Source organism: Pseudomonas sp. PICF6, assembly GCF_009831705.1.
Classification (GTDB): domain Bacteria; phylum Pseudomonadota; class Gammaproteobacteria; order Pseudomonadales; family Pseudomonadaceae; genus Aquipseudomonas; species Aquipseudomonas rhizophila.
Genome location: NZ_WUUD01000013.1, coordinates 553,684 through 569,662 on the forward strand (window position 1 = coordinate 553,684; position 15,979 = coordinate 569,662).

Annotated in this window: 10 protein-coding genes, 1 other RNA gene and 1 pseudogene; 8 read left to right on the top strand and 4 right to left on the bottom strand. The window is 61.3% G+C overall.

The annotated features are described in order from the left end of the window. Positions 1–860: 2Fe-2S iron-sulfur cluster-binding protein (locus GSM73_RS27085; RefSeq protein ID WP_372241367.1), on the bottom strand; the 860-nt coding region annotated here is incomplete at its 3' end. A 382-nt stretch (positions 861–1,242) separates the two neighbouring features. Between GSM73_RS27085 and GSM73_RS07500 the strand changes: the two genes are divergently transcribed. From GSM73_RS07500 to ligA, 4 genes and pseudogenes are all read left to right on the top strand, one after another. Further along, entirely contained in the window at positions 1,243–1,902 is a 660-nt protein-coding gene (locus tag GSM73_RS07500) for a GntR family transcriptional regulator (protein ID WP_047227164.1), read from the top strand. A gap of 2 nt (positions 1,903–1,904) precedes the next feature. Continuing rightward, complete coding sequence (locus GSM73_RS07505) at positions 1,905–4,874, top strand: chromosome segregation protein SMC (RefSeq protein ID WP_160891989.1); 2,970 nt, start codon at positions 1,905–1,907, stop codon at positions 4,872–4,874. A gap of 258 nt (positions 4,875–5,132) precedes the next feature. After that, a pseudogene (zipA, locus tag GSM73_RS07510) lies at positions 5,133–5,864 on the top strand (cell division protein ZipA); the annotation flags it as partial. 262 nt (positions 5,865–6,126) lie between these two features. Further along, positions 6,127–8,484 carry an NAD-dependent DNA ligase LigA gene (gene ligA / locus GSM73_RS07515; protein ID WP_160891991.1) on the top strand — a complete coding sequence of 786 codons (2,358 nt, stop codon included), beginning with the start codon at positions 6,127–6,129 and terminating at the stop codon, positions 8,482–8,484. Between the two features lie 178 nt (positions 8,485–8,662). On the opposite strand, the gene GSM73_RS07520 is transcribed toward ligA, so the two are convergent. Further along, positions 8,663–9,022, bottom strand: coding sequence for a DUF6124 family protein (locus GSM73_RS07520; RefSeq protein ID WP_160891993.1), 360 nt, complete (start codon positions 9,020–9,022; stop codon positions 8,663–8,665). A 419-nt stretch (positions 9,023–9,441) separates the two neighbouring features. Here GSM73_RS07520 and GSM73_RS07525 point away from each other — a divergent pair, with 419 nt between their 5' ends. Together GSM73_RS07525 and ffs are read left to right on the top strand one after the other, a co-directional pair. After that, positions 9,442–10,602, top strand: a complete 1,161-nt coding sequence (locus GSM73_RS07525) for a putative zinc-binding metallopeptidase (protein ID WP_047227169.1) — start codon at positions 9,442–9,444, stop codon at positions 10,600–10,602. Between the two features lie 147 nt (positions 10,603–10,749). Then, positions 10,750–10,846: signal recognition particle sRNA small type (gene ffs / locus GSM73_RS07530), an RNA gene on the top strand. Between the two features lie 189 nt (positions 10,847–11,035). Here ffs and GSM73_RS07535 read toward each other — a convergent pair. Further along, the gene (locus GSM73_RS07535) at positions 11,036–11,350 is read right to left on the bottom strand and encodes a helix-turn-helix domain-containing protein (protein ID WP_047227171.1); all 315 of its coding nucleotides are present in this window, start codon (positions 11,348–11,350) and stop codon (positions 11,036–11,038) included. A 338-nt stretch (positions 11,351–11,688) separates the two neighbouring features. Between GSM73_RS07535 and GSM73_RS07540 the strand changes: the two genes are divergently transcribed. Then, positions 11,689–13,431 carry a bifunctional diguanylate cyclase/phosphodiesterase gene (locus GSM73_RS07540; RefSeq protein WP_160891995.1) on the top strand — a complete coding sequence of 581 codons (1,743 nt, stop codon included), beginning with the start codon at positions 11,689–11,691 and terminating at the stop codon, positions 13,429–13,431. On the opposite strand, the gene GSM73_RS07545 is transcribed toward GSM73_RS07540, so the two are convergent. Beyond that, complete coding sequence (locus GSM73_RS07545; protein WP_076385634.1) at positions 13,383–14,150, bottom strand: ABC transporter substrate-binding protein; 768 nt, start codon at positions 14,148–14,150, stop codon at positions 13,383–13,385. The two genes, GSM73_RS07540 and GSM73_RS07545, sit on opposite strands and share 49 nt — an antisense overlap. Positions 14,151–14,293: 143 nt before the next feature. Between GSM73_RS07545 and dnaX the strand changes: the two genes are divergently transcribed. Then, positions 14,294–15,979 (top strand): DNA polymerase III subunit gamma/tau (dnaX, locus tag GSM73_RS07550; protein ID WP_256676761.1); only part of this gene is annotated, 1,686 nt, incomplete at its 3' end.

Sequence of the window (15,979 nt, forward strand, 5' to 3'; positions counted from 1 at the left end):
TGCAGCAGTTCGCCGAAGTCCGGGTATTCAGCCTGCAAGGCTTCGTAGCAGTCGGAGAGTGCGGTGGCGGCGCCAATCTCCAGGCGATCGTCGAAACGCTCGATACGCTTGAGCTCAGCGACGTTGCCCACGTAGATCATCACCGGCAGGGTGCGATGGAACTGGGTGACCTCCAGGGCCAGGTCCGTGCCACCGGCCAGCAGGCGCGCCTGGGGATACGCGTCATAAAGGTCGGCGAGGTCGGCCACGGTCAACGGCACCAGGCAGCGTTTGTCGCCGCTGTTGAGTTCACCCGTGTCAGTCGGTGCGATGGCTTTGAGGCGAGCGATGGTCTCGGCTTCGCGGGCGTCGAACTGGTCCGCTTGCCTGGCGCAGCAGACCTGCTCGGCGGCCGCCAGAATCGGCCGGTAGCCGGTGCAGCGGCACAGATTGCCGGCCAAGGCTTCGTGGGCCTTATGAACGTCGGGCTGTTTGCTGTTCTTTTGCAGGGCGAACAGGGACATCACGAAGCCCGGTGTGCAGAAGCCGCATTGCGAACCGTGGCAATCGACCATCGCCTGTTGGACGCTGTGCAACTGGCCCTGGTGCTTGAGGTCTTCGACGCTGATCAACTGCTTGCCGTGCAGGGACGAGACGAAGGTCAGGCACGAATTGAGGCTGCGATAACGAATGCGTTCACGGCCGTCCTCGTCGGTCTGCAACTCGCCCACCACCACGGTGCACGCACCACAGTCGCCGCTGGCGCAGCCTTCTTTGGTGCCGGATTTGCCGAGGTGTTCGCGCAAATAGTTGAGCACGGTCAGGTTCGGGTCCAGGGCGTGCTCGCTACGGAGTTCCTGGTTGAGTAAAAACTGGATCACGGAAGGCCTCGCAGACTCATTATTGTTGTATCGACTTGGGCTGAATTTAGCAGGTCTGACTTTGCGGTCAACGATTTTCTGACTTAAAGGTCAAGAAAATCCGCTTGGTCGATGAACAACGGTCTATAGACACTGTAGAACCCTGTGGGAGCCGAGCTTGCTCGCGATGACGGCGGTACATTCAGTATGGATGCATGCTGACAGACCGCTATCGCGAGCAAGCTCGGCTCCCACAGGTTCTTCCACAGATTCTGTTTCAGGATGAGGGCTCAAACTTTTTTGCTTGGATCGTGCCAAAAACCCGCTGCAGGCCCTGCGCCATGACGTATTGAGTGCGCTACACTGCGCCGCTTGTGCAAATCGAAGAGTTTGAAGGACAACCATGACGTTCAAGGCCCCGGACAGCCTCGCCGAGCAAATCGCCCATCACCTGGCCGAGCGCATCATTCGTGGTGAAATGAAGCCGGGCGAGCGCATCCAGGAGCAGAAGGTCACGCTGGCGCTCAACGTGAGTCGCGGTTCGGTCCGTGAGGCTTTGCTGATACTGGAGCGCCGGCATCTGATCGCGATCCTGCCGCGCCGTGGTGCACACGTCACCGAATTGAGCGAACACAAGGTGCGCAGCCTCTGTGCGCTGATGAGCGAGCTGTACATCCTGCTGGGCAATGCCGTGGCTCATGGCTGGCAGGAACAGGCCGACATGGCGCCGTTCATCGAGATCCAGCAGCGTCTTCAGGACGCCTTCGCGCGCCAGGACATCCGCACCTTCGTCGATGAAAGTTTCAGCGTGATGCGCGCCGCGTATCCCTTCGCCAACAACCCGTACTTGCAGGAAACCGTCGAGAACCTGCAACCGGCCATGAGCCGCGCCTACTTCCTGGCCCTGGAACAACGCAAGGCCGAGATGAGCGAATTCCTCGACCTGTTCCAGCGCTTGCTGACCGCCGTGCTGGCCCGTGATTTGCCGCAGATCCGCATCGTGCTGACGGCTTATGCCCAGCGCAGTTGCGATCTGGTGGTTTCTGCCCTGACGGCGGCCTGAACGTGCGGCTCAAATGCATCAAACTGGCGGGGTTCAAATCCTTCGTCGACCCGACCACGGTGAACTTCCCCAGTAACATGGCGGCGGTGGTCGGGCCCAACGGTTGCGGCAAGTCGAACATCATCGACGCCGTACGCTGGGTGATGGGCGAGAGCTCGGCCAAGAACCTGCGCGGCGAGTCGATGACCGACGTCATCTTCAACGGCTCCACCAGTCGCAAACCGGTGAGCCAGGCGAGCATCGAGCTGGTGTTCGACAATTCAGACGGCACCTTGATCGGCGAGTACGCGGCCTACGCGGAAATCTCCATCCGCCGCAAAGTGACCCGCGACAGCCAGAACAGTTATTTCCTCAACGGCACCAAATGTCGACGTCGCGATATCACCGATATTTTCCTCGGCACCGGCCTCGGCCCGCGCAGCTATTCGATCATCGAGCAGGGCATGATCTCCAAGCTGATCGAGGCCAAGCCCGAAGACCTGCGCAACTTCATCGAAGAAGCCGCCGGCATCTCCAAGTACAAGGAGCGGCGCCGCGAGACCGAAAACCGCATCCGTCGCACCCACGAAAACCTGGCCCGCCTGACCGACCTGCGCGAAGAACTCGAACGCCAGCTCGAACGCTTGCACCGCCAGGCCGAAGCCGCCAAGAAATATCAGGAATACAAAGGCGAAGAACGTCAGCTCAAGGCCCAGCTTTCGGCCCTGCGCTGGCAGGCGCTGAACGAGCAGGTCGGCCAGCGCGAGGCGATCATTGGCAACCAGGAAGTCAGCTTCGAGGCCCTGGTGGCCGAGCAGCGCAATGCCGACGCCGCCATCGAGCGCCTGCGTGACGGCCACCACGACCTGTCCGAACGCTTCAACCTGGTGCAAGGGCGCTTCTATTCGGTGGGTGGCGACATCGCCCGGGTCGAGCAGAGCATCCAGCACGGTCAGCAACGGCTGCGCCAGCTGCAGGATGATTTGAAAGAGGCCGAGCGCGCGCGCCTGGAAACCGAATCCCACCTGGGCCACGACCGCACGTTGCTGCTGACCCTGGGCGAAGAACTGGACCGGCTCACGCCCGAGCAGGAACTCACCAGCGCCGCCGCCGAAGAGGCTGCCGCCGCCCTGGAAGAAGCCGAGCTGAGCATGCATGGCTGGCAAGAGCAGTGGGACAGTTTCAACCTGAGCTCTGCCGAGCCGCGGCGTCAGGCCGAAGTCCAGCAGTCGCGCATCCAGCAACTGGAAGCCAGCATGGAACGCCTAGCCGAGCGTCAGCGCCGTTTGGCCGAAGAGCGCGCCTTGCTCGCGGCGGACCCTGAAGACGCGGCGATTGTCGATCTGAGCGAACAACTGGCGGCCGGGGAAAGCCTGATCAGCCGGGACGGCTATTGGGTCGGTCGGCATTTCCTGCGGGTGCGCCGGGCCAGCGAAGCCGAGAGCGGCATGCTTGCCCGGGGCCAGGAAATCCAGCGCCTGAGCGCTGAGCGTGAAGAACGCGAAGCGAGCGTCGAAGCCCTGGAAACCGAATTACAGAATCTGCGGGCGCAACAGCGTCAGCAGGAAAATGGTCGCGAACACTTGCGTCGGCTGTTGCAGGACGAAGCACGCCAGCAAGGCGAACTCAAAGCGCAGCTGTCCGCCGGCAAGGCCAAGGTTGAACAGCTGGCCTTGCGCCGCACGCGCCTTGAGGAAGAAATCGCCGAGCTGGGCGAACAACGGGCGCTGGAGCATGAGCAGATCGGTGAAGCGCGCCTGCAACTGCAGGAAGCCCTCGATGCCATGGCCGTGGACACCGAGCAGCGCGAGTTGCTGCTGGCTCAGCGCGACAGTCTGCGCGAACGCCTCGATCGGGTGCGCCAGGATGCCCGCCAGCATAAGGATCACGCCCATCAGTTGGCGGTGCGCCTGGGCTCGCTCAAGGCCCAGTACGATTCCACGCGCCAGGCGTTGGAGCGTCTGGAAATGCAGTCCGAACGCCTGACCGAAAAGCGCGAGCAATTGAGCCTGAACCTGGAGGAGGGCGAAGCGCCGCTGGAAGAGTTGCGCCTCAAACTCGAAGAGTTGCTCGACAAGCGCATGAGCGTTGATGAAGAACTCAAGACTGCGCAAATTGCCCTGGAAGATGCCGACCGCGAACTGCGCGACGCCGAAAAGCGTCGTAGCCAGGCCGAACAGCAATCCCAGCTGATCCGCAGCCAGATGGAACAGCAACGCATGGAATGGCAGGCCCTGACGGTGCGCCGCAAAGCCTTGCAGGACCAATTGCTGGAAGACGGCTACGACCTCGACGGCGTGCTCGCCACGTTGGTGGCCGGGGCCAACGAGAAAGACGCCGAAGAAGAGCTGGAACGCATCGCCGCGCGCATTCAGCGTCTGGGCGCTATCAACCTGGCGGCCATCGACGAGTACCAGCAGCAGTCCGAGCGCAAGCGCTATCTGGATGCCCAGAACGACGATCTGGTGGAAGCGTTGCAGACCCTGGAAAACGTCATCCGCAAGATCGACAAGGAAACCCGTAATCGCTTCAAGGATACCTTTGATCAGATCAACGGCGGTTTGCAGGCACTTTTCCCGAAAGTTTTCGGTGGCGGCAGCGCTTACTTGGAACTGACGGGCGAAGATTTACTCGATACAGGGGTGACCATCATGGCGCGTCCCCCGGGCAAGAAGAACAGCACCATCCATTTGCTCTCCGGGGGTGAAAAAGCGCTGACGGCATTGGCCCTGGTTTTTGCCATTTTCAAATTGAACCCGGCGCCGTTCTGCATGCTCGATGAGGTGGACGCGCCGCTGGACGACGCCAACGTGGGGCGTTATGCGCGGCTGGTAAAAGAGATGTCTGAGACTGTGCAGTTCATCTACATCACCCACAACAAGATCGCCATGGAAATGGCCGACCAGTTGATGGGCGTGACCATGCATGAGCCGGGTTGCTCGCGTCTGGTGGCCGTGGATGTGGAGGAGGCGATGGCGATGGTGGACGCGTGAAACACTGCTTGTAGGGCATCTATTTAGGATGCTGTAGGATTTTTTTGAGCCTTGGGCTTGTCGTTCAATTCACAGAATGGCGCAAGCCTACGCGACAGACGGTGTAAAGTTATCTTTGGTCGTGCTAGTTTAATGTCAATTTTTCGTATGCGTGGGCAAAACGCCATTCAGAACATAGAGTTGGCGCCACGTTTTAAAGCGGTTTGCACATAGCTAAGCCCCTTATTTTTCAGCATTTTTATAGAGGCACGGGATTACATGGAAATCGGTCTGCGCGAGTGGCTGATCGTCATCGGCATTATTGTCATTGCCGGTATTCTTTTCGACGGCTGGCGCCGCATGCGCGGCGGCAAGGGGAAACTCAAGTTTCGTCTCGACCGCAGCCTGTCGAACCTGCCGGATGACGATGGCAATGCCGAGCTGTTGGGCCCGCCCCGGGTGCTGGATACCCATAAGGAGCCGCAACTGGATGAGCATGACCTGCCGTCGATGAGCGCGCCAGTGCGCGAGCCACGGGAAACGGGTTCCAAGCGCGGCAAGCGCAACAGCGAACCGTCCCAGGGCGACCTGAACCTCAATCTCGACCTGGACGGCGGCCCGAGCTTCAGCAGCCGCGACGACGACTTCCCGGACGAGAACAAACCCGTGCGCGGCGACAAGGACCAGGCCCAGGCCGAGGAAGTGCTGGTGATCAGCGTGATCTGCCGCGACCCGGCCGGCTTCAAGGGCCCGGCGCTGTTGCAGAACATCCTGGAGAGCGGCCTGCGTTTTGGCGAGATGGACATTTTCCACCGCCATGAAAGCATGGCCGGCAACGGCGAGGTGCTGTTCTCCATGGCCAACGCGGTCAAGCCAGGCGTGTTCGACCTGGACGACATCGACCATTTCAGCACCCCAGCGGTGAGCTTCTTTCTCGGCCTGCCCGGCCCGCGTCATCCCAAGCAGGCCTTTGACGTGATGGTGGCCGCGGCGCGCAAGCTGACCCAGAAGCGCTAAAGTCGGCAGAATTTTTCTGGCTGAAGGGCTTTTGTGGCGAGGGGATTTATCCCCGCTGGGCTGCGCAGCAGCCCTAAATCCTGGCCCCTTGGCCTTATCAGCTAGTTGAGTCGTTAGCTTTGGGACTGCTTCGCAGCCCTGCGGGGATAAATCCCCTCGCCACAGGTTGTATGTTCGGCGGGCTCAGGTCCGACTGCCGATGATTTCAAAAAATTGAGCAGCCTAGGCTGCTCTTTTGCTTTATGAGAGAACATCCATGACTGCCGTCCAAACCCGCATCCAACAGTTGCGTACCGAGCTGGATCAGCACAACTACCGCTACCACGTCCTCGACGAACCGAGCATCCCGGACGCCGAGTACGACCGCCTGTTCCATGAGCTCAAGGCCCTGGAAGAGCAGCATCCGGAGCTGGTGACCAGCGACTCCCCGACCCAGCGTGTCGGCAGTGTTGCACTGTCGGCCTTCAGCCAGGTCCGCCACGAAATCCCGATGCTCAGCCTGGGCAATGCCTTCGACGAAACCACCATGCGTGAATTCGACCGCCGGGTGACCGAAGGCCTCGACCTGCCCATGGGCGACTTGCTGGGCGGTGGCGCGGCGGTGGAGTACAGCTGTGAGCCGAAGCTCGACGGCCTGGCGGTCAGCCTGCTGTACCAGGACGGCCTGCTGGTGCGCGGCGCCACGCGCGGCGACGGCACCACCGGCGAAGACATCAGCGTTAACGTGCGCACGGTGCGCAACATCCCCCTCAAGTTGCAGGGCAGTGGCTGGCCGCCGGTGCTGGAAGTGCGCGGCGAGGTATACATGTCCAAGGCCGGCTTCGAGCGTCTCAACGCCACGCAACTGGAGGCGGGCGGCAAGACCTTCGCCAACCCGCGCAACGCGGCCGCGGGCAGCCTGCGCCAGCTGGATTCGAAGATCACCGCCAATCGTCCGCTGGAATTCTGCTGTTACGGCATCGGCCAGGTGACGGCGGACATTGCCGACACCCACATCGGCAATCTCAAGCAGCTCAAGGCCTGGGGCTTGCCCATCAGTCGCGAACTGAAACTGGCCCACGGCATCGACGAGTGTCTGGATTACTACCACGACATTGGCGAGCGGCGTAACGCGCTGCCATACGAAATCGACGGCGTGGTGTTCAAGGTCAACAGCATCGCCTCCCAGCGCGAACTGGGTTTCCGCGCCCGGGAACCGCGCTGGGCCATCGCCCATAAATTCCCGGCCAGCGAAGAACTCACCGAACTGTTGGACGTCGAGTTCCAGGTCGGCCGCACCGGCGCCGTGACACCCGTGGCGCGGCTCAAGCCGGTCAAGGTGGCCGGTGTGACCGTAGCCAACGCCACGCTGCACAACATGGACGAAGTGGCGCGCCTGGGCCTGATGATCGGCGACACGGTGATTATCCGCCGCGCCGGTGACGTGATCCCGCAAGTGGTGCAAGTGGTCACCGAGCGTCGCCCGGAAAACGCCCGTCCCGTTGAAATCCCGCAACAGTGCCCGGTGTGTGGCTCCCATGTGGAACGCACGCAACTGATCAAGCGCAGCAAGGGCCGTGAAACCATCAGCGAAGGCGCGGTGTACCGCTGCGTTGGTCGTCTGGCCTGTGGTGCGCAGCTCAAGCAGGCAATCATTCATTTCGTGTCGCGCCGGGCCATGGACATCGAAGGCCTGGGCGAGAAGAGTGTCGAGCAGTTGGTGGACGAAGGGCTGGTGGGCTCGCCTGCCGATCTGTATGCCCTGACCTTCGAGCAAGTGGTCGACTTGGAAGGCTTCGCCGAACTGTCGAGCAAGAACCTGTTGGCGGCCATCGTCGACAGCAAGAAGCCGAGCCTGGCGCGCTTCATCTACGCCCTCGGCATCCCGGACGTGGGCGAGGAAACCGCCAAGGTCCTGGCCCGCTCCCTCGGTTCACTGGAGCGTGTGCAGGCGGCCTTGCCGCAAGTGCTCACGTACTTGCCGGACGTCGGCCTGGAAGTGGCCCACGAGATCCACAGCTTCTTCGAAGACTCGCACAACCGCCAGGTGATCGAGGGCTTGCTGCGCCATGGCCTGGATATCCAGGACCAGGGCGAACTGGGCGCGGAGTTCTCCGCCAGCACCACCCTGGGCGGTTTCCTGGACAAGCTGAACATTCCCTCGGTCGGGCCGGGCGGGGCGCAGAAACTGGCGGACAAGTTCGGCTCGCTCGAAGCGGTGATGAACGCCGACTGGCTGGACATGCGCCAGGCCCTGCCGGAAAAACAGGCCAACGCCGTGCGCGAGTTCTTCGCCATCGCCGCCAACCGCCAACAGGCCGAAGCCGCCGAGAAGCAACTACAGGCCTTCGGCATGCACTGGCAGAGCGAGAAAAAAGTCGTCGAAGGTTTGCCCGAAGCCGGGCACACCTGGGTGCTGACCGGATCGCTGGAATTGATGAGTCGCGATGTCGCCAAGGACAAACTGGAAAGCCTGGGGGCCAAGGTGGCCGGTTCCGTGTCGGCGAAAACCCATTGCGTCGTCGCCGGGCCGGGGGCCGGGTCGAAACTGACCAAGGCCAATGAGCTGGGGCTCAAGGTGCTGGATGAAGAAGCGTTTGTGGCGTTCTTGAGTCAGCACGGCATCACGGTTTAGTCATGTCGCCAGGAAACTCGGACCCATTGTGGCGAGGGGATTTATCCCCGCTGGGCTGCGCAGCAGCCCTAAAATCTGCCATCTCGGTCTGTCTGGTTGATTGAGTCGACAGGATTGGCGCCGCTGCGCGGCCCAGCGGGGATAAATCCCCTCGCCACAGGGTTATGTGGCGAGTCGGCTAGCGCGGGTCGACGTTATCCAGTGCCCGATTCGCCAGCAACCCTCCCAGCTCGATCAACTGCTGAATACCCAGCGCCACATGCCGCCGCGAACCCTCCAGCTCGAACGCCAGATCACTGATCATGGCATCGGCCGAAGCCAGGGTTTCACTGAGGTTGGCGAGCAGGCATTCGGTGTCGATGCCGTTGATCACGGTGAAGAGCTGAGCGGGTGCGGGATCAGCTTCCGGCGTTTCCGGTTTTGGCTTCAGGTAGAAGTCGAGGGCGCGCTCGGCGGCTTCGTCGAGTTTTTTAGCGGCGGCGGTTTTGTGCGGGGATGTTGGATCGGTGTCCGGTGGGTTGGGGGTTGCTTTGAACATGGTGACGCTCCTATGGGATGGAGCCACCAAGGCCTGTCGCTAAACAGAAATGGTGGCGGCTGCACGCAGGTTAGCGAACCGGTCATAGGCACCCGGCAGACTCGAAGGTCTCCCACATACAGCCGCCATAACGTCATTGCAGTTAGACCTGCAACGAAGCATGGGCCGCTTATGCACCTAGAATGATCCGGGTCGCTAAACCCGATCGCTGATTCGTCAGCGACCCGGAAACGATAAAGTCCGGCCCATAGGCGCACAAGCCGGCGGATTCTGGCGCAGTTGTAGGCAATGGCGCAAGGCGGGGTAGCCCGGCCCGGCAGCGTCCTACACAATGCTCACAATCTTCGGATGATTCGCACGCTCCTGGGAACGATCACGCACAGGAGGGGATCTAGTCTTGCAGGCCCCCGGAGATCACCATGTACCGCTTCTTCGAGCAACTGAGTTCACGCATCGCCGCGCCCTTTACGGGCGATCGCTCGCGTAACAGCAAGATCTGGCCGTGTCGCTGCGGCCAGTCGCTGTTTTTTCGCAACAGCCAGTGCCTGGCCTGCCAGGCGGTGTTGGGCTATCAGCCCGAGCAAAGCCGTTTGTCGTCCCTGCAACCCGGCGAGCAGCCTGGCACCTGGACCCTGGATGCCGACCCACAAGCCGGGTTGTTTCGCCGTTGCGCCAACCTCGACACGCCGGCGGCCTGCAATTGGCTGCTGCCGGCCAATGGGCACGACACCTTGTGCATCGCCTGCAGCTTGAATCGCACCATTCCCGACCTGTCGATCCCGGAAAACCCCGAACGCTGGTGCAAGGTCGAAACCGCCAAGCGGCGGCTGGTGGCGCAATTGATCACCCTCGGTTTGCCTGTCATCCCAAAAACCGTCAGTGAAAGTGAGGGGCTGGCCTTCGATTTCATCGGCGTCGACCTCGATGGCACGCCTCCGACCACCGGCCACGCCAGCGGGTTGGTCACGCTTGACATCAAAGAGGCCGACGATGCCCACCGCGAGCATGTGCGCCAGCAGATGCGCGAGCCGTATCGCACTTTGCTCGGGCATTTTCGTCATGAGGTAGGGCACTACTACTGGGACCGGTTGATCGCCAACAGCCATTGGCTCGATGCATTTCGCGAGCAGTTTGGTGACGAGCGGGCCAGCTATTGCGATGCCCTGGAGCGTCACTATCAGCAAGGCGCGCCGCTGGACTGGCAAACCCACTACGTCAGCGCCTACGCCACCATGCATCCTTGGGAAGACTGGGCGGAAACCTGGGCGCATTACCTGCATATGATGGACGCGGTGGACACGGCCCTGGGTTTTGGCATGAGCGCCGGGGAAATGGATTTCGACTACCAGCCGTTCCCGCCCGAGACCTTGTTCGACCCTGAACATACGGGGGGCGTGGCCTTTCTTTCGTTCGTCAACGCCTGGATCGAACTGGCCGGCATGCTCAACGAACTGTCGCGCAGCATGGGCCAACCGGATTTCTACCCGTTCGTCGTACCCGCCGCGGTGATCACCAAGCTGCATTTCATCCATCTGGTGATTCAGGAGGAGGGCGGCCGGGCTGACGAGGTGCTGCTGTAACCGCCGACTTGTGGGAGCAAGCTTTGTTCTCACAGGCAAGTGCTTGAACATCTTCAGTTTTTTAATCCGGCGCGAACGGTTGTAACTTCTCGTCAGATAGGTACAATGGCGCGGCTCGCCGTCAGGCGGGCGTCGTTATGGTGACCCCATCGGTCCCCCCGCAACGATTACCCGTGAACCTGGTCAGATCCGGAAGGAAGCAGCCACAGCGGGAACATTGTGTGCCGGGGTGTGGCTGGTGGGGTTGCCTCCATAACGCCCAGGCCTTCGTTCGCAAGGTTTACGAATATTCCATATTTCTTTTATTTGCCAAACGATATTTATCGTCGCTTTCTGCTGCCTGGGTTCTGGTGTGGCAGAGCAACCGAACACCGAAAGAGAAGCCCGGCCTGTCGCTCATCGACAGGTCGGGCTTTTCTTTTACATCACCGCTTCAAGGCTTCGACAGTGCCTGGTCTACCGCCGCAATCAGCTTCCCCAGATCCTTTGCGGTGGCTCTGTGTATGACACCAAACAGGTACGCTCGCTGTTCGTCCTCATCGTCCATGTCGGCAAAAAATGCTTTGAGCTGCACATCCAGTTTGTCGGCAAGCAAGACCAAGGCTTCCATGCTCGGGGTGTAGGTGCCGGTTTCGAAGCGGCTGATGGTTTTGGGGTCAAAACCGGTTTTTTCGCCAAGTTCAGCCTGAGTAAGCCCCGCTACTTTGCGATAGCGTCTGATGGCCGGACCCAAACTTGAAATTTGCATCGCTTAATTCCCATTTAGAATCAAGAACTTAACGATAGATTTTTGCATTAGGCAACCGCATGATTCATCACCTTGCTTTGCAAAATGTGATGTGTTTCGTAGAATCGGCCTTTGGCACGGGCATTTGGTGACCTGCTTCAGAAGCCTGGATGTGCGAAAAAGGCGAGCCTTGCGTTTTCTTGTTGTACACAAGGCGACGCTTGGCGCCTTCAGGTAGCACCGCCACGGCCCGCGCTCCAGCGTATCTCAAGGTGTTTGAGCCTAGTTGATTTTTCGCCTGTCCTGGGGCGGTGCAACCGCGCGCGACAAATGAGCCTGACTCATGGATGACTGCTTCGATGGATAAGAAGTACCGCAGAGCCGTTGACGCCGCCGCGATTTTTTCTGAAACCGATCTGAGCGGGCGCATTACCTACGTCAACGACCAGTTCTGTAAGCTTTTTGGCTACCCGCGCGATGAGCTGTTGGGGGCTAACCATCGCCTGATCAACTCCGGCCAGCACCCGGACGAGTTCTTCAGCGCCATGTGGCGCACCATCGCCCTGGGGCAGGTCTGGAAGGGTGAGATCTGCAACCGGGCCAAGGACGGTACGCTGCATTGGGTCGATACCACTCTGGTGCCGGTGATCGACGATGCGACCGGTCAGATCGAGCGCTATCTGGCGATTCGTTTTGATGTCAGCGAGAAGCGTCAGTTGTTGCATTCGCTGCAATGGCGGGTCGGTCACGACGTGTTGACCGGGTTGCCCAACCGCACCTACCTGTCCGACCTGCTGGATCAGGCCCTGGAATTTTCCAGGGCGCAGAGCTTGCCCCTGGCGGTGTGCATGCTTGACCTGGATGGCTTCAAGGCTGTGAACGACGGCCACGGCCATGCCAGTGGTGACCAGTTGCTGGTGGAGGTCGCCCGGCGTCTGCGCAGCATCGTGCGCGGGGAGGATGTGGTGGCGCGGTTGGCCGGCGATGAGTTTGTGCTGGTACTGCGCCATGTATGCGGGCTTGAGGAATTGCATGCCGCGTTGAACCGGGTGCTGATTGCCGTCTCCATGCCGTATGCCATTGATGGCAAGGCCATCAAGGTTTTCGCCAGCATTGGCGTCACCCTGTTTCCCGGTGACAACGAAGACGCCGATACCTTGTTGCGCCACGCCGACCAGGCGATGTACGTGGCCAAGCAGAGCGGCCGCAATCGCTTTCATTTGTTCGACGTGTCCCGGGACCAGGAAGTGCGGGCCACTTACCAGACCGTCGAGCGGGTGCGGCAGGCCATGGCCGGCAACGAATTGCGCCTGCATTTTCAGCCCAAGGTCAACATGCGCCATGGCACGGTGGTGGGGCTCGAAGCGCTGCTGCGCTGGAAACACCCCCAACGGGGCCTGGTGCCGCCCCGGGAGTTCCTGCCGCTGGTGGAGGAAACCGACCTGATCGTCGAGATCGGTGAGTGGGTCATGGAGCAGGTGCTGATTCAGTTGCAGCAATGGCAGCACGCGGGGCAAGTCTGGCCGGTGAGCATCAATATCTCGGCGCGGCATTTCCAGCGGGCAGATTTCGTCGAGCGGTTGCGGCAGGTGCTGCAACGGCACCCGGCGGTGTCGCCGCGCATGCTGGATCTGCAGATCGTTGAATCCTTGGCGGTGGAAAACCTTGCCCACGTCAGCGCCTGTCTCCAGGCGTGCCAGGCCTTGGGCGTGGGGTTTTCCCTGGGCGGTTTCGGCACGGGATACTGTTCGCTCAATGACCTCAAACACCTGCGCACGCAGACCATCAAGATCGACAAGACCTTTGTCCGCGACATACTCAATGACCGCGATGATCTGGCGCTGACCGAAGCGGTCATCGGTTTGGCCAGGGCGTTTGGGCGCCAGGTAGTGGCGGAGGGGCTGGACAGCCTGGAGCATGGTCAATTGCTGCTGCGCCTGGGCTGCGAAGTGGCCCAAGGCTATTTCATCGCCCGGCCCATGCCACCCGACCAGGTGCCTGGCTGGGTGAAAGGATTTGTTTCGCCGCCGCAATGGCAGCATCAGTCGGACGTTCAGGGCGAATCGGATCCGGCTTGCGGCGACTCTTTATGTCCGGTGTAGGACTGGATGATCGCGTCGATTTCCCCCGACGTTTTCATCTTCAATAAGGTGCGCAGAATGCGTTGGGCCGGAATGTTTTGATCATCGCGTACATAACAGCCCAGCCCGCGCTCCTGGAGAACAGCCACGGCACGCAGTTGCCGGTCTGGGGGATGTCGTTGATTGAACCAGTCCAGCGCCCATTGATTGCTCACCGCGTAGCGATAGCGCCCGGCCAGAAGCTTGGCCAGGACTTGTTCCTGGCTGCGTGCATCGTCACGTCGCAGATGCCCGCCGTCGAATAACGGCTGCAAGGTCGGGTAGGTATAGCTGAGGACGGTCCCGACCGGCTGGTGGGGCAGGGTGGCGGGCGTCACCACCTTGGGGGAGCTGGCCGTGCCCACCAGCACGTCGCGCTGGAAAAACAGCGGGACGCTCCACAGGTAATTGCCCCCCGTATCCTTTACCCACTCGGGGGTGACATAACACCGTACGTCGACTTCGCCGTGGTTCATGGCATTGTCCAGCCGGGCGCGGGCCAGCACATGAAACTGCGCCGGCATCCCCACCTGGGCCGCCAGGCGGGTCATTACGTCGGGGATGATACCCTGGATCGGGCGACCTTCTTCAGTCTGCACCATGGGCATGGCCCAACTGTCGGTAATGGCGAAACGCAACGGGATTTCGCCAGCAAAACACCCTGAACCCAATAACAGCAAAGCCCCCATGGCCGAACGCATAAACTCTCCTGATGGTGCAAAATCCTGTCGGCAACCAGGCCCCTGACCCAAGCTTAGACAGATTAGACGAGCACACCGGATGCAATTTCGCCCCTGCTCCGCTAGCATTAGCCGCTTCTGCTTCCCAGTGGCGATGGTTTTCGATGAGTTATCAGGTTCTTGCACGTAAATGGCGTCCGCGCTCGTTCCGCGAAATGGTCGGCCAGACCCATGTGCTCAAGGCCCTGATCAATGCCTTGGACAGCCAGCGGCTGCATCACGCCTACCTGTTCACCGGCACGCGCGGCGTCGGCAAGACGACCATCGCGCGGATCATCGCCAAGTGCCTGAACTGTGAAACCGGTATTACCTCGACGCCGTGTGGCGAGTGCTCGGTATGCCGGGAAATCGACGAAGGCCGTTTCGTCGACCTGATCGAGATCGACGCCGCCAGCCGCACCAAGGTCGAAGACACCCGTGAACTGCTCGACAACGTGCAGTACGCGCCAAGCCGTGGGCGCTTCAAGGTCTACCTGATCGACGAAGTGCACATGCTTTCCAGCCATTCCTTCAATGCGCTGCTCAAGACCCTCGAGGAGCCGCCGCCCTACGTCAAGTTCATCCTGGCGACCACCGACCCGCAGAAGCTTCCTGCAACGATTTTGTCCCGCTGCCTGCAGTTCTCCCTCAAGAACATGACCCCGGAGCGGGTGGTCGAGCATCTGACCCACGTGTTGGGTGTCGAGAACGTACCGTTCGAAGACGATGCGCTGTGGCTGCTGGGTCGCGCCGCCGATGGTTCGATGCGTGACGCCATGAGCCTGACCGACCAGGCCATTGCCTTTGGTGAAGGCAAGGTCATGGCCGCCGATGTGCGGGCCATGCTTGGCACCCTCGACCACGGCCAGGTCTACGACGTGTTGCATGCGCTGATCGACGGTGACGCCAAGGCGTTGCTCGAAGCGGTGCGTCACCTGGCCGAGCAGGGGCCGGACTGGAATGGCGTGCTTTCGGAAATTCTCAACGTGTTGCACCGTGTCGCCATCGCCCAGGCTTTGCCCGAGGGTGTCGACAACGGTCATGGCGACCGCGATCGGGTGCTGGCATTGGCTCAGGCGCTGCCGGCCGAAGACGTGCAGTTCTACTACCAGATGGGGCTGATCGGTCGGCGCGACCTACCCCTGGCGCCGGATCCGCGCGGTGGTTTCGAAATGGTGCTGCTGCGAATGCTCGCGTTCCGGCCAGCCGACACGGACAACGCCCCGAGGCAACCGCTAAAGCCAGTGGGGATCAGCCAGGCCACAGCTGATTCCGCCAAGCCAGTGGCTGCCGCGCCCGTCGTTGCGCCGGCAGTGGCCTCTGCCCCGGCAGCGGTTGAGCAACCGGCCCCGGTGCCTGTCGTCGCGGCGCCTGAGCCCGAGCCTGAGCCTGTCGTCGAGGCGTTGCCGCAGCCGGTCGCTGAGGAAGTGGTCGACCTGCCCTGGAACGACCCGGTCGAGGCCCAGGTCGTCCAGCAGCCTGCCGTGGAACCGGTGCTGGAAACCGTCGCCGAGCAACCCGAACTGCCGCCGATGCCCATGCCCACGCCCGACAGCGTGGTACCCGACGCGCCCGAGTGGGTGGCTGCCCCGGTGCCTGAGCCCACGGTGGCGGACGTTGATGTCGCCACGCCAGGCATGGACCTGGATGATGAGCCGCCACTGGACGAGGATTACATCGAGCCGGACATGGATTCGGCCTACAGCTATCTGGATGAACTGGCCAGCGAGCACGCCGCCGAGCCGGCCCCGGAGCCCGAGCCTGAACCGGCGGCGATGCCGGCTACCGGGCTGGCCCTGCAATGGCTGGAG

What these genes read in the sequence shown, in the direction of transcription:
- GSM73_RS07500 (WP_047227164.1), top strand. Translation starts at nt 1,243, where the DNA reads ATGACGTTCAAGGCCCCGGACAGCCTCGCCGAGCAAATCGCCCATCAC.
- ligA (WP_160891991.1), top strand. Translation starts at nt 6,127, where the DNA reads ATGACTGCCGTCCAAACCCGCATCCAACAGTTGCGTACCGAGCTGGAT.
- GSM73_RS07520 (WP_160891993.1), bottom strand. Translation starts at nt 9,022, where the DNA reads ATGTTCAAAGCAACCCCCAACCCACCGGACACCGATCCAACATCCCCG.
- GSM73_RS07525 (WP_047227169.1), top strand. Translation starts at nt 9,442, where the DNA reads ATGTACCGCTTCTTCGAGCAACTGAGTTCACGCATCGCCGCGCCCTTT.
- GSM73_RS07535 (WP_047227171.1), bottom strand. Translation starts at nt 11,350, where the DNA reads ATGCAAATTTCAAGTTTGGGTCCGGCCATCAGACGCTATCGCAAAGTA.
- GSM73_RS07540 (WP_160891995.1), top strand. Translation starts at nt 11,689, where the DNA reads ATGGATAAGAAGTACCGCAGAGCCGTTGACGCCGCCGCGATTTTTTCT.
- GSM73_RS07545 (WP_076385634.1), bottom strand. Translation starts at nt 14,150, where the DNA reads ATGCGTTCGGCCATGGGGGCTTTGCTGTTATTGGGTTCAGGGTGTTTT.